We start from the raw sequence: 24,584 nt of genomic DNA on the forward strand, positions 1-24,584 counted from the left end.
AATCCCTGAGGTGCCTCTTCGCATGCCCACCCGCGACGACCTGCGCAACGTGGCGATCATCGCCCACGTCGACCACGGCAAGACCACCCTGGTCGACGCCCTCCTCCGCCAGGCGGGTGCTCTCGGGCGCGCCAAGGGCGAGGGCACGGACAACGACGAGACGCAGACCCGCGTGATGGACTCGATGGACCTCGAGCGCGAGCGCGGCATCACCATCCTGGCCAAGAACACCGCGATCCACCTGGCCGACGAGAACGGCAACCCCGTCGTCGTCAACATCGTCGACACCCCCGGCCACGCCGACTTCGGTGGCGAGGTGGAGCGCGGCCTGTCGATGGTGGACGGCGTCGTCCTGCTGGTCGACTCCTCCGAGGGCCCGCTGCCGCAGACCCGTTTCGTGCTGCGCAAGGCGCTGGGCAAGGGCCTGCCGGTCATCCTCGTGGTCAACAAGACCGACCGTGCCGACGCCCGCATCGGCGAGGTCGTCGACGAGACCTACGAGCTGTTCATGGAGCTGCTCGATGGCACTGGTATGGACCCCGAGAAGGTCGATCGCTACCTCAACTTCCCGATCGTGTACTGCAACGGCAAGGCAGGAAAGGCGTCGCTGACGCGGCCCGCCGACGGCGAGACGCCCGACAGCCCGGACCTCGCGCCGCTGGTGAAGACCCTGCTCGACACCGTCCCGGCCCCGGTCTACGACGCCGAGGAGCCGCTGCGCGCGCAGGTCACCAACCTCGACGCGTCCCCGTACCTCGGCCGGCTGGCCCTGCTGCGCATCCACAGCGGCACCATGAAGAACGGCCAGCAGGTCGCCTGGTGCAGGACCGACGGCACGATCAAGAACGTCAAGATCACCGAGCTCCTCGTGACCGAGGGTCTCACCCGCACCCCGGCCGACAGCGCCGGCCCGGGTGAGCTCGTGGCCATCGCCGGCATCGAGGACATCATGATCGGCGACACGCTCGCCGACCCGAACGACCCGCGCCCGCTGCCGCCGCTGACCGTCGACGAGCCGTCGATCTCGATCACCATCGGCATCAACACCTCGCCGCTGTCGGGCAAGTCGGGCAAGAAGCTCACCGCCCGCCTGATCAAGAACCGCCTCGACCAGGAGCTGGTCGGCAACGTGTCGGTGCGGATGCTGCCCACCGACCGCCCCGACACCTGGGAGATGCAGGGCCGTGGCGAGCTGGCGCTGGCCATTCTCGTCGAGCAGTTGCGCCGCGAGGAGTTCGAGCTCACCGTCGGCCGCCCGACCGTCGTCACCAAGGAGATCGACGGCAAGCTGCACGAGCCGGTCGAGCGCGTCACCATCGACACCCCCGGCGAGTACGTCGGCACCCTGACCCAGGCGCTGGCCACCCGTCGCGCGCGGTTGGAGAACCTGGTGCACCACGACACCGGCTGGGCGCGGATGGAGTACATCTGCCCGTCCCGCGGCCTCATCGGTTTCCGCACCGAGTTCCTCACCGAGACCCGCGGCACCGGCGTCCTCAACCACAACCTCGAGGGCTACGAGCCCTGGATGGGCGACATGCGCGCCCGGCCGACCGGCTCGCTGGTGGCCGACCGCCAGGGCGTGGCGACCACCTACTCCATGTTCTCGCTGCAGGAGCGCGGCCAGCTCATGGTCCAGCCGGGCACCGAGGTCTACGAGGGCATGATCGTCGGTGAGAACTCCCGTCCGGACGACATGGACGTGAACATCACCAAGGAGAAGAAGCTCACCAACATGCGCAAGTCCACCTCCGAGGAGCTGGAGCGCCTGATCCCGCCGCGCATCCTGAACCTGGAGCAGGCGCTGGAGTTCTGCGCCGAGGACGAGTGCGTCGAGGTGACCCCGGCCACGGTGCGCATCCGCAAGGTGGTGCTGGACCAGACCGAGCGCGGCAAGGCAAAGAACCGCAAGCCCAAGCCCTGACAAGGCCTCCGTCCTCCTCATGACTCGCCAGCTCGCCATGAGGCTCGGGACGGGGCTGGCGGGCTCCGGTGTGGCCGTCGGGTCACGGTTGGTGACGACGGGCCGGGGGACGGCGACGCGCGCGGCCACGCCTCCCAGGACGCGCTCCTGACCTCGGCATACGTTGGCATCGGGTCCGTGTGTCGCGGGTCCGGTCGAGGCGAGGAAGGCGGCCGAGCGCTGATGACGGCGAGCACCCGAACGGCTCTGGACGAGGGGTTCCGGGGCGGCATCGATGTCCGGGTGAGTCTCCGCGCCGGCGCGGGTGACGGGAACTCCGCCTTCGACGGCGCCTGGTTCCCCCGCAGCCGGGATCTCGCGACCGAGGTGCCCGAGCTGATCGCGGAGCTGGACCGCCGCGGCCTCCGGGTCGAGCGGTTCACCTACGCCCTCGGCGCCTGGTCCGCGCCCATGGACCGCAAGGTCGTCGTCGGGGGCCGGATCGTGCGCACCGGCGGGTTCCGCAGCATGGATCCGGGCGTCGTCTGCCTGACCTGGGACGGCGGCAGGCGGCGCGCCGACCTGCTCGTTGTCCCGCCGGAGACCGACGTCCTCACCGGTGCCCGGGCGCTGCGGCTGTGCACCCGCCGTGGCCTGCCGCGCTCACCGCAGATGGTCCTCGCCGCGGCGCGCTCCACCCCGCTCCCGCAGGTCCCCGTCCTGCCCGGGCGCCGGGCCGGCTGAAAGAGGACCCCGTCCCTCTCACCACTCGCAAGCTCGCGGTGAGCCTCCGGACGGGGCCGAAGGGCGTTCTGCTGCGCGCGAACCGGGTGGACGGCGGGGGACCGGGTCCGCTGGAGTGAGCCGCATGCGACTCCTCGTCCTCGGCGGCACCCATTTCCTCGGCCGGCATGTCGTCGCCGCGGCCCTGGACCGCGGGCACGAGGTCGCGACGTTCACCCGGGGGATCTCCGGGGCGCCACCGGAGGGCGTCCGCGCGCTGCGCGGCGACCGAGACGATCCCGACGCGCTGCCGGCGGCGCTCGACGGATGGGCGCCGGAGCTCGTCGTCGACACCTCCTGCCAGTCCCGCGCCGCAGCCCGGAACGCGGCCGCCGCGCTCGCCGACGTCCGCGGCTACGCCTTCGTCAGCAGCCTCAACGCGTACGCGAACTGGCCGCCCGGACCGATCGGCGCCGAGGACGACGAGCCGACCTGGCAGACCGACGACGACGAGTACGGGCCGAACAAGGCGTACGCGGAACGGGTGATCGGCGCGGCGGTCGGCGACCGGTTCCTCACCGCGCGCGCCGGGCTCATCGTCGGCCCGTACGACCCCATCCACCGGCTGGGCTGGTGGCTGGACCGGATCAGCCGCGGCGGTCGGGTGGTCGTCCCGGATGCGATGGACCAGCCGATCGCCGTCGTCGACGCCCGCGACCTGGCCGGCTGGCTGGTGGAGATGGCCGAGCGGGGCGAGAGCGGCGGGGTCAACACCACCGGCCCCGCAGGGCATGACGACGCTCGGCGATCTGCTGGACATCTGCCGGGAGGTCACCGGTGCCGAGGTCGAGTGGGTGCCGGTGCCGGAGGTGGACCTGCTGGCCGCCGGCGTCCAGGAGTGGGTGCACCTGCCGCTGTGGCTGCACCGGGACGTCGCCCGCACCGCCTGGGACGTCGACACGACGCGGGCCCGGAAGCTGGGGCTGCCGAGCCGTCCGGTGCGCGACTCGGTCGCCGACACCTGGGCGTGGCAGCGCGCGCACGAGCGGCCGCCGCTGCCGCCCGGCGCGCACCGCAGCGAGCCCGGCCTGCCTCCGGAGCTGGAGGCCCGGCTCCTGGCAGCGAGCGACGGTTAGTGCACCAACCGCGCGGCGGTTTGTGCACTGACCGTCGGAGAGTGGACCGGGGTCACGTCGGCGACGACGTTCCCCGTCTCCGCGAGGACGGCGGCCGCCTCGGCGGACTCCAGGGCGCGGTGCTTGCGGTGCTGCCGGAACGAGTGGACGACGGCGACCGCCCACACCGCGTAGAGCAGCCCGTAGATCGTGTAGCGCACCGGGTCGGCCGCGTCGATCCAGTCGCTCCTGAGCAGCGTGCGGGTGTTGGTCAGCACGATCATCCCGCCGACCAGGGAGCCGAGCATCCGCGGCGGGATGTGGCGCACGAGCCAGGCCGCGAGGGGCGCCGCGATCAGACCGCCGCCGAGCAGCCCGGCCACCCACACCGCGTTGATGCCCTGGGAGCCGAGCGAGAGCAGGAAGCCCAGGCTGGCCGCGAGCGCGACGAGGAACTCCGACGTGTCGATGGAGCCGATCACCTTGCGGGGCTCCAGCCGGCCGCTGGCCAGCAGCGCGGGGGTGCCCACCGGACCCCAGCCGCCGCCGCCCGTGGCGTCGACGAAGCCGGCGACCAGGCCGAGAGGGGCGAGGAAGCGCTTGCGGATCGGCTTGCCCAGGTTGCGCCGGTCGATGCCGCGCAGCGTGAACCGCACCAGCAGGTAGACGCCCAGCGAGACCAGGATCAGCGACATCACCGGCGCGGCCACCGCGGTGGAGAGCCGGGAGAGGACGGTCGCCCCGGCGAAGGCGCCCAGCGCCCCGGGGACGCCGACCTTGGCGACGACCTTCCAGTCGACGTTGCCGAACTTCCAGTGCGACAGGCCCGAGGCGAGCGTGGTGCCGATCTCGGCGAGGTGGATGGTCGCCGAGGCGACCGCCGGGTTGGTGCCGATGGCCAGGAGCAGCGTCGTGGACGTGACGCCGTAGGCCATGCCCAGGCTGCCGTCGACGAGTTGGGCGCCCAGGCCGACCAGGGCGAGCAGGACGAGGGTCTTCAACGGAACGGGCTCCGGATCTGGAGGACCCGCCGGAGCGGACACGGCGGGGAGGAACGAGGGGCGGACGCGGAGGTCAGGAGCCCGGACAGCGACTGGCGCAGACGCGCAACAGGTCGACGTGGATCCGCCCCACCAGGAGCACCGCCGTCGCCGTCACGGACGTATGTCTACCAGAACGATCGACTTATGACGGATGTCGTCCCACAGCGCGGGATGTGGTGGCGGTCACGGTGCCAGGACGTCGTTGCGGATGGTCGTCCACGAGATCACGCCGCCCGCGGCGAAGAGTGCGGCACAGGCGAGGAGGGCGAGCCGGAATCCGCTGGTGAACGCGGTGGGGTCGGCGTAATCGTCGCCGGACAGGCCGACCGCGACCGGCAGGGCGGCGACCGCGAGCAGCTGCGCGGCGCGCGCGACGGCGTTGTTCACCCCGCTCGCGATCCCGGCCAGCGCGTCCGGCGCGGCGCTCAGGACGGTGGCGGTGAGCGGGGTGATCGTGACCGCCATGCCCAGCCCCTGCAGCAGCGAGCCGGGCAGGATCTCGATCCAGTACGGGGCGCTGCCGTCGACGCCGACCATCCACAGCGTGCCCACGGCCACGATCAGCGGCCCGATGGTCATGGGCAGCCGCGGGCCGATCCGGGTGGCCAGCGCCCCCATCCGCGGCGAGAGCAGGGTGATCAGCGCGATCGAGGGCAGCAGCGCGGCGCCGGCGGCCGTGGCGTCGTAGCCGAGCGTCGTCTGCACCTGGAGGACGAGGAACAACCCGCTGCCCCCCAGCGCGCCGTAGATCACCAGCGTCGCGAGGTTGGCACCGGTGAACTGACGGTCGCCGAACAGCCCCAGCGGCAGCATCGGGCCGGGGGCGCGCCGCTCGCGGACGACGAACGCGACGGCCGCGGCGAGGCCGAGCACCGCGGCGCCGACGACGTCCGGGCGCAGCAGGCTCTCGCCCGCGCCGATCAGCGCGTAGGTGACCCCGCCCAGGGCCACGGCGCCCAGCACCGCCCCCGCGTAGTCGAACCGGCCGTGCGCCGCGGGGTCCCGGCTCTCGGGCACGTGCCGCCCGGACACGGCCGCGATCACCACCGCGAAGGGCACGTTGAGCAGGAACACCAGCCGCCAGCTCACGGCGTCGACCATCAGGCCGCCCAGGAACGGCCCGATCAGGCCGGAGATGCCGGCGAGGGAGGACCAGAGGCCGATCGCGCGGGCGCGGTCCTCGGTCCGGAACGACGACTGGATCAGGGCCAGGCTGCCGGGGGTGAGCAGCGCCCCGCCGATGCCCTGCAGCGCGCGGGCGGCCACCAGCTGCCCGGTGTCCTGCGCGAGTCCGCAGAGCAGGGAGGCGCCGGCGAACCAGCAGACCCCGATGACGAACACCTTGCGGCGGCCGTAGCGGTCACCGAGGGCGCCCCCCAGCAGGATGAGCGAGGCCAGGCTGAGCGTGTAGCCGGTGATGGTCCACTGCAGGCCGGACAGCGAGGCGTCCAGGTCGCGGCCGATCGAGGGCAGGGCGACCTGGACGGCGGTCGAGTCGAGGAACGCCATCCCCGACGCGAGCACCGTGACGGCGACCAGCCAGCGGCCCTGCGTCGTGCCGAGGGCGACCGGTTGCCGCGCACGGCCCCCGGACGCCTCGGACATCAGCCGACGACGAGGTCGGTGAGGAAGTAGGCCACCGCCGCCACGATGCCGGCAGCGGGCAGGGTCACGATCCAGGCGACGACGATGTTGCTCGCGACACCCCAGCGCACCGCGGACAGTCGCCGGGTCGCGCCGACGCCCATGATCGACGTGGTGGTGATGTGCGTGGTCGACACCGGGACGGCGAACACCGTCGCGGTCGCGATCATCACGCCGGAGGCCACCGTCTGGGCCGCGAAGCCACCGGTCGGCGTCAGCTGGATGACCCGCCGGCCGAGCGTGCGGATGATGCGGAAGCCGCCGGAGTAGGTGCCGGCGCTGATGGCGAGCGCCGAGGCGAGGATCACCCACAGCGGGACGTCGAAGCTGCTGATCTCACCCGAGGTGAGCAGGGCGAGGGTGATGATGCCCATGGTCTTCTGGGCGTCCTGGGTGCCGTGCCCGAACGCCATCGCGGCCGAGCTCAGGATCTGCGCGTGGCGGAACCCCCGCTCGGTGCGGTGCGCGTTGCGGTGCCGGAAGGTCCACAGGAGAGCCAGCATGAACAGGTAGCCCAGGCCGAAGCCGATCAGCGGCGAGAGCACCATCGGGACGACGACCTTGTCGAGGATGCCCATCCACTTCACCGACTCGGCCGCGGCGAGGGCGGCGCCGACGAGGCCGCCGATCAGCGCGTGCGACGACGACGAGGGCAGCCCGAAGTACCAGGTGATCAGGTTCCAGGCGATCGCCCCGATCAGCGCGGCGAAGACGACCTTCAGCCCTTCCGCTCCGGTCGGCGGCTCGATGATGCCGCCGCCGACGGTCGCCGCCACCTTCGTCGAGATCAGCGCGCCCACGAGGTTCATCACCGCGGCCAGCGCCAACGCCACCCGGGGGGTCAGCGCCTTGGTGGACACCGCCACGGCGATCGCGTTCGCGGCGTCGTGGAAGCCGTTGGTGTAGTCGAAGACGAGCGCGACCGCGACGATGACGAGCAGCGCGAGGAAGGCCGCATCCATCAGCGGAGATCCATCAGCAGGCGATCCATGAGGCTCTAGGACTCCTTGACGGCGATCGTCTCGACCACGTTGGCGACGTGCTCGAACGCGTCGGCTGCCTCCTCGAGCTGGTCGGCGACCTCCTTGAGCTTGAGGATCTCCAGCGCGTCGAACTCGCCGCTGTAGAGCCGGGAGAGCAGCCGGCGGTAGAGCTTGTCCGCCTCGTTCTCGATCCGGTTGACCTCGATCCAGTAATCGGAGAGGTCCTTGAGCGTCTTCAGCCGGGGCATCGCCTCGGCCGTGGTCTGCGCGCAGCGCTGCAGGAGCTCGACCTGCTGGTGCATCTCGGCCGGCAGCGTCCCGAGGCCGGTGAGGATCACCAGGTCGGCGGCCGCCTCGACGAAGTCCATGACGTCGTCGAGGTCGCTGGCGAGGTTGTAGATGTCCTCGCGGTCGAACGGCGTCACGAAGCTCGTGTTGAGCTGCCGGAAGATGGCGTGCGTCGTCTGGTCACCGGCGTGCTCGAGCTCGCGGAGCTTGTCGTTGAGCTCCGCCCGCCGGGCGTGGTCGTGCACGAAGTCGCTGAGGACGTCGGTGGCGGCCACCAGGTTCTCCGCCGAGGCGGTGAACAGCGGGTAGAAGCTCGAGTCCTTGGGCGTCAGGCTGAAGGGCACGCGTCGGCTCCGTATCGGGAGGGGAAACGGACGGCGTCCTGGAGACGCACGGCCGTCCGGCAGCATAGGGGCCGCCGCCGGGCCGGTGCGCTCCGGCGGGGTCAGGCGTGAGCCGCGTCGCTCTCGCCGCCGTCCTCTTTCACCCCGGCGAGGGAGTCGATCAGATCGGCGCGGGCCCGCGCCACGCGGGAGCGGATGGTGCCCACCGGGCAGCCGGCGACCTCCGCGGCCTCGGCGTAGGGCAGCCCGAGCAGCTGGGTGAGGACGAAGGCCTCGCGGCGGTCGGGGTCGAGCCGGGCCAGCAGGTCCGCGACGGTGGCCCCCTCGGCCACGGTGTCGGCGGCCAGGTGGTCCCGGTGCAGCAGCGTCTCGAGGTCGGCGTCGTCCCTGAGCAGGGTCACCCGCCGACGGCGACGGGACCGGACGGCGTCCGCGCAGACCCGGCGGGCGATCGAGAGCAGCCAGGTGCGCACCGACGACCGGTTCTCGAAGCGGTGCAGCGATCCGAACGCGCGCAGGTACGTCTCCTGCGTGAGGTCGTCGGCCGTGCCGCGGTCGCCCAGCGCCGCGCAGAGCCGCCACACGTCGGACTGGGTCGCGCGCACGAAGGCCGCCGCGGCCAGGGGGTCGCCCCCGGCGGCGTCGGCCGCGATGCGCTCGAGTGGGTCCATGTCTCCATCTTCATCGGCGGGTGCAAACCGGCCGGGAACCAACCGGCCCCCGCGAACGACCAATGAACCATGTCCTGCTCGCCCTTCCGCGAGGCGATCTCCGCGCGGCTCGACGGAGAGCCCCTCGGCATGCCCGCGGCCGAGCTCGATCGGCACCTCGGCGAGTGCCCGGCCTGCCGCACCTGGTCGGCCGACGCCTCCCGGGTCACCCGTCGCGCCCGGCTCGCCGCCGCCCCCGCGGTCCCCGACCTGACGGCCACGGTGCTCGGCGCGCTGCCCCGGGAGCTCCCGGGTGTGGCCGCCGCCGCCCGCGCGCAGGTCGTCGGCACGGCGCTGCGGCTGGCGCTGCTCGCCGTGGGCGTCGCGCAGGCCGGGTTCGCCTGGCCGGAGATCGCCTTCGGGGAGGCGGCGATGAGCGCCCCGGTGCACATGGCCCACGAGACGGGCGCCTGGAGCCTCGGTGTGGCCGCCGCCTTCCTGGCCGTCGCCGCGGCGCCGAAGCTCGCCGCGGGCGCGCTGCCCTTCCTCGGCACCTTCAGCGCTTTCCTCGTGGCCGTGACGCTCGCCGACCTGCGCGCCGGGCACGTGCACGCCGACCGCGCGGCCGTGCACCTGGTGCTGCTCGCGGGCCTCGTCCTGGTCGCGGCGGTCGCCTGGCGGGGACGCCGCCGGCGCGTGGCCGCCCTGCCGTCGTCCCGGCGGGCCCATCGGCGGGTGCCCGCGTGAGGCGTGTCCTGCTGCTCGCCCTGTTCGGCGGATGGCTGCTGGCCGGCGTCGTGACGGCGGGACCGGCGTCCGCGCACGCCTCCCTCGTCACCACCACTCCCGGCGAGGGCGCCCGCGTGGCGCAGGTGCCGTCGGCGGTCACGCTGCAGTTCAGCGAGGGTGTCTCGCTCGGGGCCGGATACGCGCGCGTCCTGGACTCCGGCGGGCGGCGCGTCGACGCGGGGACGGCGTCCGTCGACGGCGACCTGCTCAGCATCCCGCTGCGCACCGGACTCCCGGACGACGGCTACCTCGTCACCTATCGCGTGATCTCCGCGGACTCCCACCCCGTCGCGGGGGCCTTCTCGTTCGTGGTCGGCGCCGGCAACCTGGTGCCCACGGGAGCGGCCGCCGCCCAGGACCGCACCGACCCGGTCGTCGGAGCAGGACTGCCGGTCACCCGGTGGATCGGCTTCGCCGGCCTGGCGCTGGCCGTCGGGGTCCCGCTGCTCGTACTGCTCTGCTGGCCGGGCGGGTGGGCGTCGGCCCGGCTGGGGCGGATGGCGACCTGGGGAGCGGTCGCGGTCGCGGTCGGCGCCCTGGGCAGTCTCCTGCTGCAGGGCCCCTACGCGGCGGGCAGCGGGCCCGGCTCCTCGCTCGACCCGACCCTGCTGCGGGCCACGCTCGCCTCCGAGGCGGGGCGCGCCCTGCTGGTCCGTCTCGTGCTCGCGCTCGCCCTCGCCGTCCTCCTCTGGCGGGGATGGCGCCGGGCCGAGGCCCCGTCGGCCGGCCGGGTCGTCATCGGCGGGCTGCTCGCCGCCGGCATCGTCGTCAGCACGGCCGCGATCGGGCACCCCGTCGCCGGGTCGTGGCCCGGGCTGGCCATCCCGGTGACGGTGGTGCACGTCGCGGCGATGGCGACCTGGCTGGGCGGTCTGGCGGGCCTGCTCGCCGGCGTGCTGCGGCCCGACGTGCCGGCCGACGACGTCGCCGCCGCCGTGCCCCGGTACTCGCGGATCGCCTTCGCCTCGGTGGTGGCGCTCGTGGTCAGCGGCACGGTGCAGGCCGTGCGGGAGGTCGAGTCGCCGACCGCGCTGTTCGCCACCGCCTACGGCTGGGTGCTGGTCGCCAAGCTGGTGCTCGTCGCCGTGGTGCTCGCCGCGGCCGGGGTCTCGCGGGTGTGGGTCCAGCAGCGGCTCGGCGTGCGCCGCTCCCGTCCCGGCGCACGGCGCAGCGTCACCGCCCACGCGTTCGCGGCCACGGCCGACGACGGGGTCGCGGAGGCCGCCCGGGCCCGGGGACACGTGCAGTCGGAGAACGCCGCCGAGCACGTGCCGTCGCTGCGCCGCTCGGTGCTGGTCGAGGTCGCGGTCGCCGCCGCCGTCCTGGCGCTGTCCGCCGTCCTGGTCGGCCTGCCGCCCGCACGGGCCGCGGTGGCCCAGCCGGTGGATGCCGTGCTCCAGCTGGAGGGCGCCGCGGGGCCGTCGGGCAGCGTCCAGGTGTCGATCGACCCCGCCCGGCCCGGTGCGAACACGCTGCACCTCTATCTCTTCGACGACAGCGGCGCGCTCATCCAGCCCGTCGGCATCACCGTCAGCCTCACCGAGGCGAGCCAGCAGATCGGCCCGATCGACGTGAAGCTGCAGCCCGGCGGGCCGGGGCACTACATCGCCGAGGGGATGGACATCCCCGGCGCCGGCACCTGGACCCTCGCCGTCTCGGTGCGCACCGACGAGTTCACCGCCACCACTGCCAGCACCGACTTCCCGGTGCGTTGACCCCTGATGAATTGGAGTCCCGTGTTCTTCTCCCGACTCGCCGTCGTCGCCGCGACCGCCGCCACCGTCCTGGTGGCCTCGGCCGGCCTCGCCTCCGCCCACGTGGGTGTCTCCTCGCCGGACGCAGCCGCGGGCGGCTACGGCAAGGTCACCTTCCGGGTGCCGAACGAGAGCGACACGGCCAGCACCGTCAAGATCCGGATCCAGCTGCCGACCGACACCCCGCTGGCGTCGGTGTCGACGATGCCGGTGCCCGGGTGGACGGCGACCACGACGAAGACACCGCTGAACCCGCCGGTGAAGGACGACGACGGCAACACGATCAGCGAGGCCGTGTCGGTCGTGGAGTTCGACGCCGCGGCCGGTGGGGGCATCGGCCCGGGCCAGTTCCAGGAGTTCTCGCTGTCGGGCGGCCCGTTCCCGAAGGCCGCCTCGCTGACCTTCCCCGTCGTCCAGAGTTACAGCGACGGTAGCGAGTCGGCCTGGATCGAGCCGACCGTCGACGGCCAGGCCGAGCCGCAGCACCCGGCACCGGTGCTGAAGCTCTCCGCGGACGCGCCGGCGGCCGCTCCCACGACCGGCAGCGGCGCCGTGGCGGCGCACGACCACAGCAGTGACGAGCTGGCCGGCTCGCCCGCCGGGGTGGCGCTGTTCCTGGCGATCCTCGCGCTGCTCGTGGGCCTCGCGGGCGTCGTCCTGGGGGTGCGGGCGTCGCGACGTACGGTGGGTTCGTGAGCCGAACGCGTCGATCCGGGGCCGCGGCGCTCCTGCTGGCCTGCGGGCTGGCCCTGTCGGCCTGCGGGTCGGCGACCGCGCAGAGCAGCGGGCACAACCACCCGAGCGCTCCGGCGTCGGTCGCGGGTTCCAAAGACACGTACGCGGGCATCGACCTCGCCGAGCCGTACCGGCGTCCCAGCTTCACGCTGACCGACACCGCCGGCGCGCCGTTCGACTTCAAGCAGGCGACCGCCGGCCGGCCGACGCTGCTGTTCTTCGGCTACACCCGCTGCCCCGACGTCTGCCCAACCACGATGGCCGACATCGCCGTCGCGCTGCGCGGTCTGGACGCGGCACTGGTCGAGCAGTTGCAGGTGGTCTTCGTGACGACCGATCCCGCCTACGACACCCCGCCGGTGCTGGGGGAGTACCTGGGGCGCTTCGACGCCGACCTGCCGCACCCCTTCATCGGGCTGACCGGCGACCAGGCGGCGATCGACCAGGCGCAGCTGGCCACGGGGGTGCCGCTGGCCGAGGACAGCGGCAAGCTGCACTCGTCGTTACTGCTGCTGTACGGATCCGACGACCAGGCGCACGTGGCCTTCAACGCCGGCAACACCGCGCGGGACATCGCTTCGGACCTGCGCCGGGTGACGGGCGCCCCGTGAGGCGTGGCGGCGCCCGCCTGCTCGTCGTCGTGCTGGCCGTGCTCGCGAGCCTCGCGCTCGCCGGCCCCGCGTCGGCCCACGTGGGCGGGGGGACGGCGGGCAGCGACTTCGACGGCCGCGTGACGGCGCTGACCCCGGCGCTGCCCGGTGTGACCGTGCGCGTGCTGCAGTTCGGCGACGACCTGGAGCTGGTCAACCGGAGCAGCACCGAGGTGGAGGTGCCCGGCTACCAGGGGGAGCCGTACCTGCGGATCGGGCCGGACGGCGTCTGGCGCAACCAGCACAGCCCCGCGACCTACATCAACCTCGACCGGTACGCCCGCGTGACCCTGCCGGCGGGGGTCGACAGCCGGGCGGAGCCGCAGTGGCTGCAGCTGTCGTCGCAGCCGCACTACGTCTGGCACGACCACCGCACCCACTGGATGACGCAGGGGCTGCTGCCGCCGGTGGTCGCCGCCGACCCGGGCCGCAGCCACACCGTGTTCGAGTGGACCGTGCCGCTGCGCTCCGGTGACACCGACGCCCGGGTGCAGGGGGTGCTCACCTGGACGCCGCCGCCGTCGCCGTGGCTGGTCTGGCCGGTGTACGTCGCCACCGCCCTGCTCGCCGTGGCCGCCGGCGTGCTCGCCCGCACGGCCCGCCCGCTCGGGGGGCTGATGCTGGTCGGCGCGGCCGCCGCCCTGTGGCACGCCGGGGCCACGCCGGTGCCGGCGCTGAGCGCCGGGTCGCACACCGGCGCGATCGTCGCGGCGATGCTGCCGGCGTTGACCGCGGCCGCGGTGGCAGCGATCGGGTTCCGTGCCGCGGGTCGGGGTCGGGGTGCGATGGCGGGCCTGAACGCCCTCGTCCTGGGGTGGTTGCTGCTGGTGCAGGGGCTGCCGGACGTCGACGTCCTCTGGTCGGCGAACGTGCTCACCAACGGGCCGCAGGCCGTCGGCCGGGTCGCTCTGGCGCTGCTGCTCGCGCTGGGGGTGGGGCTGGTGATCGGCGGGATCGCCGCCGTGCGCCGCTTCCGCGAGGTGGCCGTCCCGGTGACGCCCGAGGCGCCCCCGGGACGACGGGGCAGCCGACCTCAGCCGTGAGCGGCAGGACCGGCGCGCCCCAGAAGAGGGCGTTGGCCCGCTCGAGGTCGCGCTCGAAGTCGACCTCCACGGCGGAGAACGCGGAGATGTCCAGGGGGCGGAACCGGAGGCCCTCCAGCTCGATCGCCGTCTCGATGGCGCGCTCGAAGTAGTCTTGGTCGCCGCACGCGTCCAGGTGCGCGATCAGGGCCGCCTTGTCCTCGCTGGAGACGTAGTTGATGCCGACGGCCTCGCCGAGCCCGCCGACGACGGTCTTGGACAGCTCGGCGATGTAGCCGTCGGCGTCGAGGGTGTACTTGACCTCCTCGTCGGCCACGGTCGCGGTGTCGACGCAGACGAAGCTCTCGTCGGCGCGGACGTGGCTCATCACGTGGTGCAGGACGGCGGGGTCGAACACGACGTCACCGTTCATCCAGAGCACGCCGCCGTCGCGGGAGTTGGACAGCCCCCGCCACAGGCTCTTGGACGTGTTGGTGCTCGCGAAGTGCGGGTTGTAGGCGAAGCGCACGTCCGGCGAGGCCGCCATGAGCAGGTCGCTGGAGAACCCGACGACGACGGTGATGTCGGTGTCGACGCCGAACGCCTCGCGCAGCGCGTCGAGCTGGCGGCGCTGGATGGTGCGGCCGTCGCGCAGCAGGGTGAGCGGCTTGGGGGTGCTCCGCCCGAGGCGGGTGCCCATGCCGGCGGCCAGGATCACGGCCTGGACCGGGGGGTGCAGGTGCCGTGGCGCCGCGGTGCGGGCCAGATCTCGCGGAGAGCTCGTCAGGGCTCGGTCGGTGGTCCGCACGTTCATCCCCTTTCCATGGTGGATCGTCCGGCGGGGTCGCCGGGCGGGAAGAGCAGGTCGAGCACGCGGTCGGTCGCGTGCCCGTCTTCGAGCGGGCAGAAGGTGCGCTGGAACTGCGCGTACCGGTCTGCCAGGTGTGCGGCGGCGGCATCGCTGCCGGCGATCGCCGCGATGACGTCCTCGCTGGTGAAGACGAGCGGGCCGGGCGCTACCTCTGCCAGGTCGAAGTAGAAGCCACGCACGTCGTCGCGGTAGTGCTCGAGGTCGTAGGTGAAGAAGACCATGGGTTTGCCGGTGACGGCAAAGTCGAACATCGCCGACGAGTAGTCGGTGACCAGCATATCCGCCGCCAGGTAGAGCTCCGCGGATTCGGCCCGATCGGACACGTCGACCACCGGCGCGCCCGGCGGGACGGCGATCCGGCCGGCCACCATGCTGTGCAGTCGCAGCAGCAGCACGTGGTCGGCGCCCAGGCGCTCGGCGAACGCGCCGAGGTCGATCGGCACCTCGAAGTCCTGGTCGCCGGCATGGTCGAACACGAGGTCGTCGCGCCAGGTGGGGGCGTAGAGGACGGCGGTCGTCCCGTCGGGGACGCCCAGTTCCTCCCGCACCCGCGCGCGGACGTCGTCGGCGTCGGGACGGCTCATGACGTCGTCGCGCGGATAGCCGGTCTCGCGGACGGGGCCCCGGAACCGGAACGCGTGGCTCAGTCGCGGGGTGCTGACCGCGTTCTGGGAGAGCAGGAGATCCCAGCGGGCGACGTCCTTGTCGGGGTTGTCGAGCCAGCCGGGCCGGACGGGCGCGTCGTGGTGGATCTTCTTGAGCGGGGTGCCGTGCCAGGTCTGGCAGTAGAAGGCGCCGGGCTTCTTCTCCCACTGCATCGACATGCAGTCGTTGGCGACGACGACGTCGGCGTCCCCCAGGACGGCGCGCGCCTCGGGAGTGCCGTAGAGGACGGTCTCGACGTCGTGCGGAAAGGTCGGCCGGGTCTTCTCCGTGCACAGCCAGGTGTGGGTCAGCTCGAGGTCGTCGCGGGTGAGCGCTCCCTCGTAGATGGCTCGGGGGTTGTCGGCGAACAGGCCTCGGAAGGTGAAGTAGACGACCTTCACCACCGCTGGGACTCCTCCGGGAGGGGCGGGACGCCCGGGGCGTGCGGCATCGCTTCCCTCCTAGGTCCTCCGTGGGCGGCCGGTGCCGATCCGGCCCGGCCGATGCCCTGAAGTACACGGGTTGGCGCGGGCGCGGCGCAATGCCTTCGTTGTTCCAGGACGGCAACGTTCTGTCACAGGAGGCCGGACGCGGAGACGTCGGCAAATGACACCCATGTCAGTAACGCGTGTGACTGGGGAGATCTGTGAGGCAGGCCCCACGGCGTGTCCCGGGGAACGCGCCGTACGTCGGGTTACGGAAGTGTCACGGAATGTTTATATGAGGCGCAACCGAAACCGGTGACTTCCCACCACCACGACGGGCAGGTGCATGGACGCACGAGTTGGCCAGGAGCCCTCCACGGAGCTCCTCACCGCGGTTCGCCCCGCCCGCCGTCACGGTCGGGCCCGCCGTCCGCTCCGCTCAAAGTCCCGCCGTCCGGCCGTGCTGCTGAGTGCCCTGCTCGTCGGCGGCGTCGCGGCGTCGGTGTTCGGCCTCACCGGACAGGCGGTGGCGTCGTCGGGCGGCGCCTCGGTCATGGAATCGCTGTCGACGACGGACGAGGCCGACCTGCTGCCCCAGGCGTCGGTGACGGTGGCCGAGGCCCAGGCGCGGCTGCAGGAGGTGGCCGCCTCCCGGGCGGCGCGGGCCGAGGCGGCGGAGGCCGCCCGCGAAGCCGCCCGGCCGAAGTTCGTGATGCCGATCAACGGCGCCCGGTTCTCGAGCTGCTTCTGCTCGCGCTGGGGAACGTTCCACTGGGGCATCGACCTGGCGGCGCCCATGCACACGCCGGAGTACTCGGCGGGTGACGGCGTGGTGCTGCGCGCGGGCGCGGCCAGCGGCTTCGGCCTGGCCGTCTACATCCTGCACGAGAACGGCGACGTGACCGTCTACGGCCACATGGACAAGATCCTCGTCAAGCCGGGCCAGTTCGTGGAGGCCGGCCAGACGATCGCCCTGCTGGGCATGCGCGGGGAGTCGACCGGGCCGCACCTGCACTTCGAGGTGCACCAGGGCGGCGAGGAGGGCAAGCGGATCGACCCCGTCGCGTGGCTGGCCGCCCGCGGCGTCACCGTGCCCGGCGCCTGAGGCGCATGTTCTGATCTTCCGCGTGAGTCGCGCCGTCGAGGAGTCGAATCGGCGGCTGCTGCGCGCGCGGGACGCGATGGACCGGCGCTACGCCGAGCCGCTCGACGTCCCCACCCTGGCGCGGATCGCGCACGTGTCGGAGGCCCACTTCATCCGCACGTTCCGGGCGACGTTCGGGGAGACCCCCAACCGGTACCTGCAACGGCGGCGGGTCGAGCGGGCGATGTGGTTGCTGCGCTCGTCGGACCGGTCGGTGACCGACATCTGCATGGACGTCGGGTTCTCGTCGCTGGGCACCTTCAGCCGGGTCTTCCGGGACGTCGTGGGGGAGCCGCCGTCGGTGTACCGGCAGCGCGGGCCGCTGGCGCCGGTGCCGTCCTGCTTCGCGATGGCGTGGCTGCGACCGAGCAGTTTTGGAGAAGCCCCGGGGGAGTGAGCGCCCCTAGCGTTCGACCCATGTTGACCGGACTCACCATCACCCAGATCTACGTGCCCGACCAGGACCAGGCGCTCGACTTCTACGTCGGGAAGCTCGGGTTCGAGGTCACCAACGACATGCAGTTCGGCCCGATGCGCTGGCTCACCGTGGCGCTGCCCGGCCAGCACGACCGCGCCGTCCTGCTGGAGAAGCCGGGTCCTCCGTCGATGAGTGAGGAGACCGCCGCCCAGGTGCGCGAGCTGATCGCGAAGGGCGCCGCCGGCGGGCACCTGTTCTTCCGCACCGACGACGCCTACAAGACCCATGCCGAGCTCAAGGAGAAGGGCGTGGAGATCACCGAGGACCCGGTCGACCAGCCCTACGGCATCGACTTCGGCCTGCGCGACCCGTTCGGCAACCACCTGCGCATCGCGCAGATGAAAGAGTTCTGACCCTGCTCCCCCGGTGGCGGCGCCCGACGCGGGCGTCGCCACCCCTGCGCGGGATCGGCTCGGCGGCCCTGTAGAGTTGCCGACGGCTCGGACACACCAGACCGAGTTGCAAGGGGCTGTGGCGCAGCTGGTAGCGCACCACACTGGCAGTGTGGGGGTCAGGGGTTCGAGTCCCCTCAGCTCCACCCCTCTGAGCAGGGCTTTCTTCGTCCTGCGCGCTTTCAACCAACTCCGTGGTTGCAGTTCTGGTTGCAGTTTGCATGCCCTTACTTGTCAGCAGCAGGCCGCCCATCCGGTCCGCCGCCTCGCGGGCCAGTGCCGGCATGACGTGGCTGTAGATGTCCATGGTGGTGCGCATCTGGCTGTGGCCGAGCAGCTCCATGACCACCCGCGGGTGCACGTTCTCGGACAGCAGCAGCGTCGCGGCCGTGTGCCGGCCGTCGTGCAGCCGGACGTGGCGGACGCCCGCCTGCTGCAGCAGGCGCGTCCAGTCGTCGTAGTCGGTCTTCTTGTCGATCGGCCGGCCGTTCGCCTGGGCGAAGACGAGGTCCTCGTCCTGCCACTCGGAGCCGGCCGGCATGCGCTCGCCGAGCTGGGCGGCCTTGTGCCGGTGCAGCTCAGCGACCAGCGGTAGAGGGAGCGCCAGGGTGCGCTGGCTGCGCTTGGTCTTGGGCTCCTCGTAGATCAGGCCACCGCCGCGGACGCGGTGGATGCTGCGCCGGACCGTGAGGGTGTTGTTGAGCAGGTCGATGTCCTTCCACTGCAGCGCGAGGGCCTCGGACTGGCGCAGCCCGAGGGCGAGCGCGACGGTCCAGCGGGCCGAGTTGCGGACGGTGCCGGCCGCCTCCAGGACGGCGCGGGCCTCGTCGAGGTTCAGGGCGGTGGCCAGGTCGCTCGGCCGCTGGGCGGGCGGGTCAACGAGGGCGGCGACGTTGCGTGGGACGTGCCCGCGCTGGACGGCGACGGTGAGGGCGCGGGACAGGATCCGGTGGTGGCGGAGCACGGTGGCGGGGGAGTAGCCGGCGTCGAGGAGTGCGGTGTAGAGCTGGTCGAGGTGCTCCGGCCGCAGCCGGTCGAGGCGGTGGCGGCCGATGCCAGGGATCAGGTGCTTGCGGACGGCCGACTCGTAGCTCTCCAGCGTCCGCAGTCGCACCCTGCGCGGGGCGATGGTCGTCAGCCAGTGCTCGAGCCACCAGGCGACGGTCGGGGTCGACGTCTCGCTGACCGTGCCAGAGTCGCGCTTGCGCTCGAGCTCTCGGACCTTGGCGACCACGACGCCGCGGCTCTTACTGCTGACGTGCCGGCGGTCGAGCGTGCCGTCGAGCGTGAACCCGACGGAGACGTAGCCGTGCCAGCGCCCGTCAGCGCCCTTGTAGATCGTCGACTCGCCGTTCGACGCGCGTCCCGCCATCCGCTACCCCTCGGCGCTCTGCCGGAGGCTCAGTCTGGGGGACTGCTCAGCCGATGCGTAGGCGCGCTGTGGATTCACGCGGCATCCGGAGGAGGCTGTGGACCGGCCTGGGGACTTTCAAGCCGGTCCACGTATCGCTCGAGTTCGGCGCGCGTGAGTCGGCAGCTGCGACCGATGTGTACGCGACGCAGCCGTCCGCTCTTCATGAGCGCGTACACCGTCGTGCGACCGACGCCGAGGACCTCCGCCGCCTCTTCGGGAGTGAGGAGGAGCCGATCGGCGGCCAGGACGCCCCGGAGCGGCTGCGGATCACCCATGTCGACATCTCCCGGATCAGTCGCGCGTTGCTGCGTGAAGGCTGCCGTACGACGGTGGGGGAGCGGCCTGCCGACAATCTCCAGTCACTCGCCAGTCATGGCGACTCAGCGGTGACCCCGGCCGACAGGAGACTCGAGCCGCGACTCCTGCCGTACTGGAGAAGTCCTGGAGATGGGATTCAGCGCACGTCGGGGGCGCCGGTGAGGTGGGCGCGTCTCCGGTAGGCCTCCAGTGCGGGCTGAACTGCCCGCGCCAGGGCGGGCAGGTCCCGGTCGTAGATCCGCCCGTCGTTCAGCTGGCTGGCGAGCTCGCCGAGCAGCCGGGGCCAGTCGCGGCGGGTCGGCACGAGAGGCACCTGGACTTCGACGCGCCGCTCCAAGACCTCCACCGCGGACAGGCCCGAGCCAGCGGCCCTGGCCTGCTCCCACGCCCGGTGCCGGCAGGTGGCGGAGCACCACTTCGGGATAGGCCCCCGTCTTCCCGGCGTCATGGGTCCACCGCACCACCCGCATGCCGTCGCGGCAGTCCTCCGCTCGCGACCCTGTACGTCCGCTGCGGCCATATCCGCGTGGGCCTTCGGAGTCGTCCGCTGGGCTTGCTGACGCCGTTGCCGCTCGCGCTCCCGCCGTCGGGCTCGGTACTCGGGGCTACCGCTGGTTCCCATGCTGTCAAGGCTCCGGACGAGTCTCCAGAAACCCTTCACCACGAATCGGCAGACCCCAGGTGCATGAGGTGTGATGCCTCGTGATTTTGGAGGCTCCAGTGCTGCTGGCCCCTGGGCGGTCGCTCCGTTTAGCAACGTTCGTGTGCCTTGTCGATCACTCGCCATGCGAGAGTCCTGATGCTGACGCAGCTTGCTTGGGCCGAGGGTGGGGAATGTCAACGGATCGTGCTGCCGAAAGACGCGTCAAGTTCTACGGCGTCCACGACTTGGGTAGTCACTGGCAGGCGGAGCGCGCCGCTGCCGTTCTCGAACATTTCGACTCGACAGCCACGACGCGGACGGTCGCTGACGTCATCGAGCTGCATAATGCGCAGCTGTTCGCGGCTAACGGCCTGTTCCCAGCTGCCTATAGCGACGAGCAGCAGGGGACTGTACGTGCCCGTGTGCCGGCGGTGCGCGGGGCGGTCGGCAAGTTCTTCAATGCCCTGAATGAGGACAACCTGGTGGCGCAGGTCGGCGAGGTCGACTACCAGTACCACGCGGATCTGCTGGAGTTTTTCGCGCGGTTCAAGGTCTATGACCGTTGCAGCGCAGCCATTGTTCTGCAGGTGCTCGATCACGCGGGTATCCGTCTCGGCGAGATGCTTGCCCAGCCGGATCTGGTGCGGGCTTGTGATGCGGAGCTTCGGGCTCGGCTGATTGCCGATCCGGCCAACGCCGAGTACTTACTGCGCAAGTACCTAGAGAAGGACATCCGGCGCCCCGTCCACTTGCCGGCCCGTCTAACGATGGCCGATGCGCGGGCTCTGCTGGATGCCTTCCTGGACAGTGACGACGCCAACCCCAGCTGGGTAGAGCTCATCGCAACGGCGCCGCTGAACAAGCACCCGGCCCTGGGCCTCGACGCCAAGCTCAAGCTAAAGGCGAAGCGGAAGCACGACCGGTGGACCGAGGACTTCTTCAAGGAGAACGCCGGCATCAGAACCGGCTGCGAGGTGGCCATCACCGATGACCAGACGGAGCCGGTGGAGGCCTCAAGCGACGGACTGGTCAGCAAGTTCTCCTACAGCCGGCGGTGGCTGGAGGAGGGTCTGGACTATCCGACAATCCTGAACAACTTCATCTACCTGTTCGAGTTCGCTGACCGGCACATGCTGCTGACGCTCCCGTCGTTCGACGCGCAGCGCGGGGTCTTTGAACGCCTCATGGGCGTTGCGGGCCGTGATGCCTACCCGATCGGTGCAGCCTTCCGCTTCAAGGCCCAGGCCGCGCTGATACAGACGGTGCTCTTTCACCACTTCCTGCGCAGCCAGCAGATTGAACTGGAAACCGTCGTCGCCTGGTACTTCAGCCACTACCTCCCGGAACACTTCGGCGCAGCCAATCTCCGCTTCGTCCCGTCGAGTCAGGCAGCCAGCTACCTGGAGAAGAGCCGCCACCTCTTCGTTGAGATGGAGAGCGTTGTCAAGCAGTTCGCGCTGTACGTAGAGAACGGGGAGCTGGACACCGAGCTGCTTGCCATCGCCTCAGGCCAGGTCAGCTACAAGGCGATCCCCAGTCTGCTCGAGGGCAAGTACGTCTATGCCAGCGACGACAGGGACATCCAGCAGGTCCTGTACCTGCTGTTTTCTGACCAATCAGAACTGGCCTACATCAATGAGGAGCTACGGGCTGACGACGCAGCCAACCTTCTGATCGCCAACCAAGTGGCCTACAGCGACTTCGAGGAGTATCAGCGGCGGCAGGTCGATTACCTGATCGAGCAGGGCGTCTGGACGGACAAGGGGGAACGCGTCCACTTCACCAGTCCGTACCAGTTCCGGGTCCTCCGTGGCCTCTTCCATACCGAGGCGGCTAGCTACTACCACCACCCGGCCGAGGCGCGGGCCCTGATCGACGCCATGGTGGCCAAAGGCTGGCTGGTGCAGCGGAGCACCTTGCTGACGGATGCTGAGGCGAGCTACTTCAATTACAGCCTGAACCAGTCCGAGTTCAGCAACGGACCGGACCTACGTAACCGCTACCTCCACGGCTCGCACATTGATGTCGGCGACGAGGACGAGCACTTCCGTACCTACGTGACGGCACTCAAGCTACTGATTGCGCTCGTCATCAAGATCAACGACGACTTCTGGTTGCAGGCTGACGAGACAAGCGGGAACCCGGCAAGTGAGGCCGCGAACGTCAGCTAACCGCAACTGCGCAGGAGGCCGGCGGCGGCGTTCAGAGCGGCATACACCCCGACGATGCGCAGGCTCTGCCTTCCTAGCCGCCGCTCAGCCTGCCGATGGCGTAGGCATGACCCCGCGCGCCGCTGGCGGCATCCTCGCTGGCCTGACATTGGTCGCCTGCATGACCGGGTGCAGCTCCCGAGGGGGCGGGTCGTCCGTCGCCATCGTCGAGAGCGCACCCACGGCGGACGCCGCCGGCTTGGTCGTCGCTCTATACCCGCAGTGCGACGTCGGGACCGAGATTCTTGACTACCTGGCGACCGGCGAGAACGGCGGCGACCCGTCGTTGGACCAGGTGTTCGCTAGCCACGTCGGCGTGCCGGCGCCCCAGGCCAGGGCCCTGGCAGACCAGTACATCGAGTCATGCGACCAGCAGGCCGCCCAACAGGAAGCGGCGGCGTCATCGTCGGCCGCAGAGGCGTCGGCACGGGCGTCGGCGTCGGTGGCGGCAGCCGCATCTTCGGCCTCCCAGGCTCAGCACGACGCCACGGTGGCGGCCCAGCGGCAACGGTCCTGCGCGGCCATCGGCGGCCAGGCAGGGGACAGCCTGTGCCAGTCCGCGTCACAGGGCAGCGCCGCCGATGACCCGTACTACCCCTGCTCGGCGGTCTATGTGGAATTCACCGACGGGGGGACGATCGACCAGACCTCGCTCCACAACGTGAACATCGACCATCCTGGCTGCTTCGGGTAGGACAACGCGACGTCGGCATCTCCCGGCCGTCCGCTTTAGTACGGATTAGCTGTCCCATAGGGGGCGGCTCAGGACCAGTCGGACCAACCGTTCGAACAGGCAGCGCGGCTGCCTACCTCTTCGTCACAACGAGTCCCGCCACGGCAAATGCAAGACGTGTGACGGCGGATGATCTTGAGGTCTTGAGTTCGTCGGGGCGCAGCGCAGGCGCCGCGTGGGCGAGGACTGATCAAGGGCTTGCGGCGTGTCTCTGAAGGCGGCTTATGGGACAGGCGGCAGGGGAGCGGCTCTTTGGAGTCATGCCCAACTGCGTGTCCGCGTTCGAGTATTCGAGTCTGCTGCGACATGAGCCACGCTCCACTGGCCCGGCGGTTGCCCGCAGGGGGTGCCGGTGGCCGCCATGATGGACAGGTGGTGGAACAACAGCGCTGGCCCACCCGTCGACTGATGGCCGCTGCGTGCTGGCTCGCGGTGATACTCATCGCTAGCGCAAGCCGGAGGATCCCCGCAGCCCCTACTGCCGTACCGGACACAGCTGACGAGCCAGCGTCTACGCAAAGTCCCACAGACGCTGTGGTCGAGGACCCGAAGCCCGACGCCCGTAAGGCAAAGACCGGGTCCACACCCCAAGAAGCGCAAGGCGACCGGATTCCTAGGACTCGATGGCAACGTTTTAGGTCTCATACGAAACGCGCGTGCGGGGCAATATGGACCTTTATTAAGCGAGGAGCTACCGCGACTGTTCTAGTCTTAGGCGTCCTCGCCGTACTAACCGGCGTGGTCGGCATTTGGCTACTGCCAAACACGAGTGTTCCCCAGCCTTCGGCGCCAGACGTCACGCTCGACTTCAAGCCCTTCAACGACACGCATAGCCCGGTCACAGTTCAGGCAACCTTGTCGCAAGAGCAGAGTTCCAAGTCGGAGTCGGGATCAATACACTCAAGTCTCGATGTAAATATTAATAGCAATAAACTGTCGGTGGACGAGTGGTCGCTTATTATCACTGTCCCGGATGGTGCCCGCGTGGATTACCCCCCGCCCGTCAGCCTCAATCGATCGCCCGACGACCACACGATGGTGGCCGTATTTGCGCCCGACAGGCATCAGTCGTCCTTCTCGGCCTCGCTCACATGGGAGGGCCTCGACGTGGGTCCACTTCAAGTTCGAGGACCCAACCTCGTTGCCACGTTTCCGTCCATCAGTGTCGCCGGTGCAGTAGACACTGGGTTTGCACCGAATCCGTTTCCCAGCCCGGAAGTCACCGTCGAGCGGTACCTAGATCCCGGTAGCGACTACGTCTATGCAGCCGGGCCGCCGCCTAATGACGTCGGCCAGTACATGTGGTCGTGGAAATATGAGCCGCAACAGCCGGCTGAAGGCGGCTTTGTCAGCCAGAGCATGACTGCTGAGGCGCACAGCGCTACCAGAGAGGAGCAAGTCCACGCGGACGAGTTCAAAAGCGGCATTCTTATCGGTGTTGCCGCCGCGGCGCTTATGGCGGGTGTTCAAGAGTTCGTGAAGTCAGCGACCGAGGGACGGAGTGACTGACCGGACGGGCAATAGCAGCACGTCGATGTGGAAGCGCTTAGGCGTCCCTAGGTGGGCCGCTCAAGGCCCGCGACTCGGGTTTACTTGCCGGCATGCCTTCGTACGACTCGGAGATCGCCCGCATCGAGGCCATGGTGGAAGACATCAGGGCGATCAGGA

The 24,584-nt window shown here is 70.8% G+C and carries 22 protein-coding genes, 1 tRNA gene and 3 pseudogenes; 16 read left to right on the forward strand and 10 right to left on the reverse strand.

The window, feature by feature from the left end:
• The first annotated feature begins 22 nt into the window (after nucleotides 1–22).
• From typA to AC2H4J_RS04245, 4 genes and pseudogenes are all read left to right on the forward strand, one after another.
• Nucleotides 23–1,924: a translational GTPase TypA gene (typA, locus tag AC2H4J_RS04230; protein ID WP_487463576.1), complete on the forward strand. Its 1,902-nt coding sequence runs from the start codon at nucleotides 23–25 to the stop codon at nucleotides 1,922–1,924.
• A gap of 222 nt (nucleotides 1,925–2,146) precedes the next feature.
• Nucleotides 2,147–2,647: a DUF5994 family protein gene (locus AC2H4J_RS04235; protein ID WP_487463577.1), complete on the forward strand. Its 501-nt coding sequence runs from the start codon at nucleotides 2,147–2,149 to the stop codon at nucleotides 2,645–2,647.
• 124 nt (nucleotides 2,648–2,771) lie between these two features.
• Nucleotides 2,772–3,332 (forward strand): annotated as a pseudogene (locus AC2H4J_RS04240) (NAD-dependent epimerase/dehydratase family protein); the annotation flags it as partial.
• Between the two features lie 85 nt (nucleotides 3,333–3,417).
• Nucleotides 3,418–3,762, forward strand: coding sequence for a hypothetical protein (locus AC2H4J_RS04245; RefSeq protein ID WP_487463578.1), 345 nt, complete (start codon nucleotides 3,418–3,420; stop codon nucleotides 3,760–3,762).
• Here the strand turns inward: AC2H4J_RS04245 and AC2H4J_RS04250 are convergent.
• From AC2H4J_RS04250 to AC2H4J_RS04270, 5 genes are all read right to left on the reverse strand, one after another.
• Nucleotides 3,759–4,742, reverse strand: coding sequence for a sulfite exporter TauE/SafE family protein (locus tag AC2H4J_RS04250; protein WP_487463579.1), 984 nt, complete (start codon nucleotides 4,740–4,742; stop codon nucleotides 3,759–3,761). The two genes, AC2H4J_RS04245 and AC2H4J_RS04250, sit on opposite strands and share 4 nt — an antisense overlap.
• 225 nt (nucleotides 4,743–4,967) lie before the next feature.
• Nucleotides 4,968–6,389: an MFS transporter gene (locus tag AC2H4J_RS04255; protein ID WP_487463580.1), complete on the reverse strand. Its 1,422-nt coding sequence runs from the start codon at nucleotides 6,387–6,389 to the stop codon at nucleotides 4,968–4,970.
• The gene (locus AC2H4J_RS04260) at nucleotides 6,389–7,390 is read right to left on the reverse strand and encodes an anion permease (RefSeq protein ID WP_487463581.1); all 1,002 of its coding nucleotides are present in this window, start codon (nucleotides 7,388–7,390) and stop codon (nucleotides 6,389–6,391) included. The genes AC2H4J_RS04255 and AC2H4J_RS04260 overlap by 1 nt, the downstream gene beginning before the upstream one ends.
• Nucleotides 7,391–7,425: 35 nt before the next feature.
• Complete coding sequence (locus AC2H4J_RS04265; RefSeq protein WP_487463582.1) at nucleotides 7,426–8,043, reverse strand: DUF47 domain-containing protein; 618 nt, start codon at nucleotides 8,041–8,043, stop codon at nucleotides 7,426–7,428.
• 101 nt (nucleotides 8,044–8,144) lie between these two features.
• Entirely contained in the window at nucleotides 8,145–8,714 is a 570-nt protein-coding gene (locus AC2H4J_RS04270) for a sigma-70 family RNA polymerase sigma factor (RefSeq protein ID WP_487463583.1), read from the reverse strand.
• 69 nt (nucleotides 8,715–8,783) lie between these two features.
• Between AC2H4J_RS04270 and AC2H4J_RS04275 the strand changes: the two genes are divergently transcribed.
• From AC2H4J_RS04275 to AC2H4J_RS04295, 5 genes are read left to right on the forward strand one after another with little or no spacing between them, the layout of a single operon-like run.
• The gene (locus tag AC2H4J_RS04275; RefSeq protein WP_487463584.1) at nucleotides 8,784–9,440 is read left to right on the forward strand and encodes a zf-HC2 domain-containing protein; all 657 of its coding nucleotides are present in this window, start codon (nucleotides 8,784–8,786) and stop codon (nucleotides 9,438–9,440) included.
• Complete coding sequence (locus tag AC2H4J_RS04280; protein WP_487463585.1) at nucleotides 9,437–11,197, forward strand: copper resistance CopC/CopD family protein; 1,761 nt, start codon at nucleotides 9,437–9,439, stop codon at nucleotides 11,195–11,197. The genes AC2H4J_RS04275 and AC2H4J_RS04280 overlap by 4 nt, the downstream gene beginning before the upstream one ends.
• A gap of 21 nt (nucleotides 11,198–11,218) precedes the next feature.
• The gene (locus AC2H4J_RS04285) at nucleotides 11,219–11,932 is read left to right on the forward strand and encodes a YcnI family protein (RefSeq protein ID WP_487463586.1); all 714 of its coding nucleotides are present in this window, start codon (nucleotides 11,219–11,221) and stop codon (nucleotides 11,930–11,932) included.
• Nucleotides 11,929–12,582, forward strand: coding sequence for an SCO family protein (locus tag AC2H4J_RS04290; RefSeq protein WP_487463587.1), 654 nt, complete (start codon nucleotides 11,929–11,931; stop codon nucleotides 12,580–12,582). Before AC2H4J_RS04285 ends, AC2H4J_RS04290 begins: the two co-directional genes overlap by 4 nt.
• Nucleotides 12,579–13,664, forward strand: a complete 1,086-nt coding sequence (locus AC2H4J_RS04295) for a hypothetical protein (RefSeq protein ID WP_487463588.1) — start codon at nucleotides 12,579–12,581, stop codon at nucleotides 13,662–13,664. Before AC2H4J_RS04290 ends, AC2H4J_RS04295 begins: the two co-directional genes overlap by 4 nt.
• Nucleotides 13,665–13,995: 331 nt before the next feature.
• Here AC2H4J_RS04295 and AC2H4J_RS04300 read toward each other — a convergent pair.
• Together AC2H4J_RS04300 and AC2H4J_RS04305 are read right to left on the reverse strand one after the other, a co-directional pair.
• Nucleotides 13,996–14,457: pseudogene (locus tag AC2H4J_RS04300) on the reverse strand (phosphocholine cytidylyltransferase family protein); the annotation flags it as partial.
• Nucleotides 14,454–15,563 carry a CDP-glycerol glycerophosphotransferase family protein gene (locus tag AC2H4J_RS04305; RefSeq protein ID WP_487463589.1) on the reverse strand — a complete coding sequence of 370 codons (1,110 nt, stop codon included), beginning with the start codon at nucleotides 15,561–15,563 and terminating at the stop codon, nucleotides 14,454–14,456. The gene AC2H4J_RS04305 and the pseudogene AC2H4J_RS04300, both read right to left, overlap by 4 nt.
• A gap of 481 nt (nucleotides 15,564–16,044) precedes the next feature.
• Here AC2H4J_RS04305 and AC2H4J_RS04310 point away from each other — a divergent pair, with 481 nt between their 5' ends.
• The 4 genes from AC2H4J_RS04310 to AC2H4J_RS04325 all read left to right on the forward strand — a co-directional run bounded on the left by AC2H4J_RS04310 (nucleotide 16,045) and on the right by AC2H4J_RS04325 (nucleotide 17,744).
• Entirely contained in the window at nucleotides 16,045–16,689 is a 645-nt protein-coding gene (locus AC2H4J_RS04310; protein WP_487463590.1) for a M23 family metallopeptidase, read from the forward strand.
• Nucleotides 16,690–16,711: 22 nt separating this feature from the next.
• Nucleotides 16,712–17,125, forward strand: coding sequence for a helix-turn-helix domain-containing protein (locus tag AC2H4J_RS04315; RefSeq protein ID WP_487463591.1), 414 nt, complete (start codon nucleotides 16,712–16,714; stop codon nucleotides 17,123–17,125).
• Between the two features lie 20 nt (nucleotides 17,126–17,145).
• A complete protein-coding gene (locus AC2H4J_RS04320) occupies nucleotides 17,146–17,559 on the forward strand; it encodes a VOC family protein (RefSeq protein WP_487463592.1) in 414 nt (137 codons plus the stop codon).
• A gap of 112 nt (nucleotides 17,560–17,671) precedes the next feature.
• A tRNA-Ala gene (locus AC2H4J_RS04325) sits at nucleotides 17,672–17,744 on the forward strand.
• A 200-nt stretch (nucleotides 17,745–17,944) separates the two neighbouring features.
• Here AC2H4J_RS04325 and AC2H4J_RS04330 read toward each other — a convergent pair.
• The 3 genes and pseudogenes from AC2H4J_RS04330 to AC2H4J_RS04340 form a co-directional block, all read right to left on the reverse strand.
• A pseudogene (locus tag AC2H4J_RS04330) lies at nucleotides 17,945–18,970 on the reverse strand (tyrosine-type recombinase/integrase); the annotation flags it as partial.
• A 74-nt stretch (nucleotides 18,971–19,044) separates the two neighbouring features.
• The gene (locus AC2H4J_RS04335; RefSeq protein WP_487463593.1) at nucleotides 19,045–19,287 is read right to left on the reverse strand and encodes a helix-turn-helix domain-containing protein; all 243 of its coding nucleotides are present in this window, start codon (nucleotides 19,285–19,287) and stop codon (nucleotides 19,045–19,047) included.
• A 179-nt stretch (nucleotides 19,288–19,466) separates the two neighbouring features.
• A complete protein-coding gene (locus AC2H4J_RS04340) occupies nucleotides 19,467–19,634 on the reverse strand; it encodes a hypothetical protein (RefSeq protein WP_487463594.1) in 168 nt (55 codons plus the stop codon).
• A gap of 530 nt (nucleotides 19,635–20,164) precedes the next feature.
• Between AC2H4J_RS04340 and AC2H4J_RS04345 the strand changes: the two genes are divergently transcribed.
• The 3 genes from AC2H4J_RS04345 to AC2H4J_RS04355 all read left to right on the forward strand — a co-directional run bounded on the left by AC2H4J_RS04345 (nucleotide 20,165) and on the right by AC2H4J_RS04355 (nucleotide 24,425).
• Nucleotides 20,165–22,144 carry a hypothetical protein gene (locus AC2H4J_RS04345; protein ID WP_487463595.1) on the forward strand — a complete coding sequence of 660 codons (1,980 nt, stop codon included), beginning with the start codon at nucleotides 20,165–20,167 and terminating at the stop codon, nucleotides 22,142–22,144.
• A gap of 106 nt (nucleotides 22,145–22,250) precedes the next feature.
• The gene (locus tag AC2H4J_RS04350) at nucleotides 22,251–22,877 is read left to right on the forward strand and encodes a hypothetical protein (RefSeq protein WP_487463596.1); all 627 of its coding nucleotides are present in this window, start codon (nucleotides 22,251–22,253) and stop codon (nucleotides 22,875–22,877) included.
• Nucleotides 22,878–23,900: 1,023 nt separating this feature from the next.
• A complete protein-coding gene (locus tag AC2H4J_RS04355) occupies nucleotides 23,901–24,425 on the forward strand; it encodes a hypothetical protein (RefSeq protein WP_487463597.1) in 525 nt (174 codons plus the stop codon).
• The last annotated feature ends 159 nt before the right edge of the window (nucleotides 24,426–24,584 follow it).

The organism is Blastococcus sp. OS1-29, assembly GCF_057628075.1.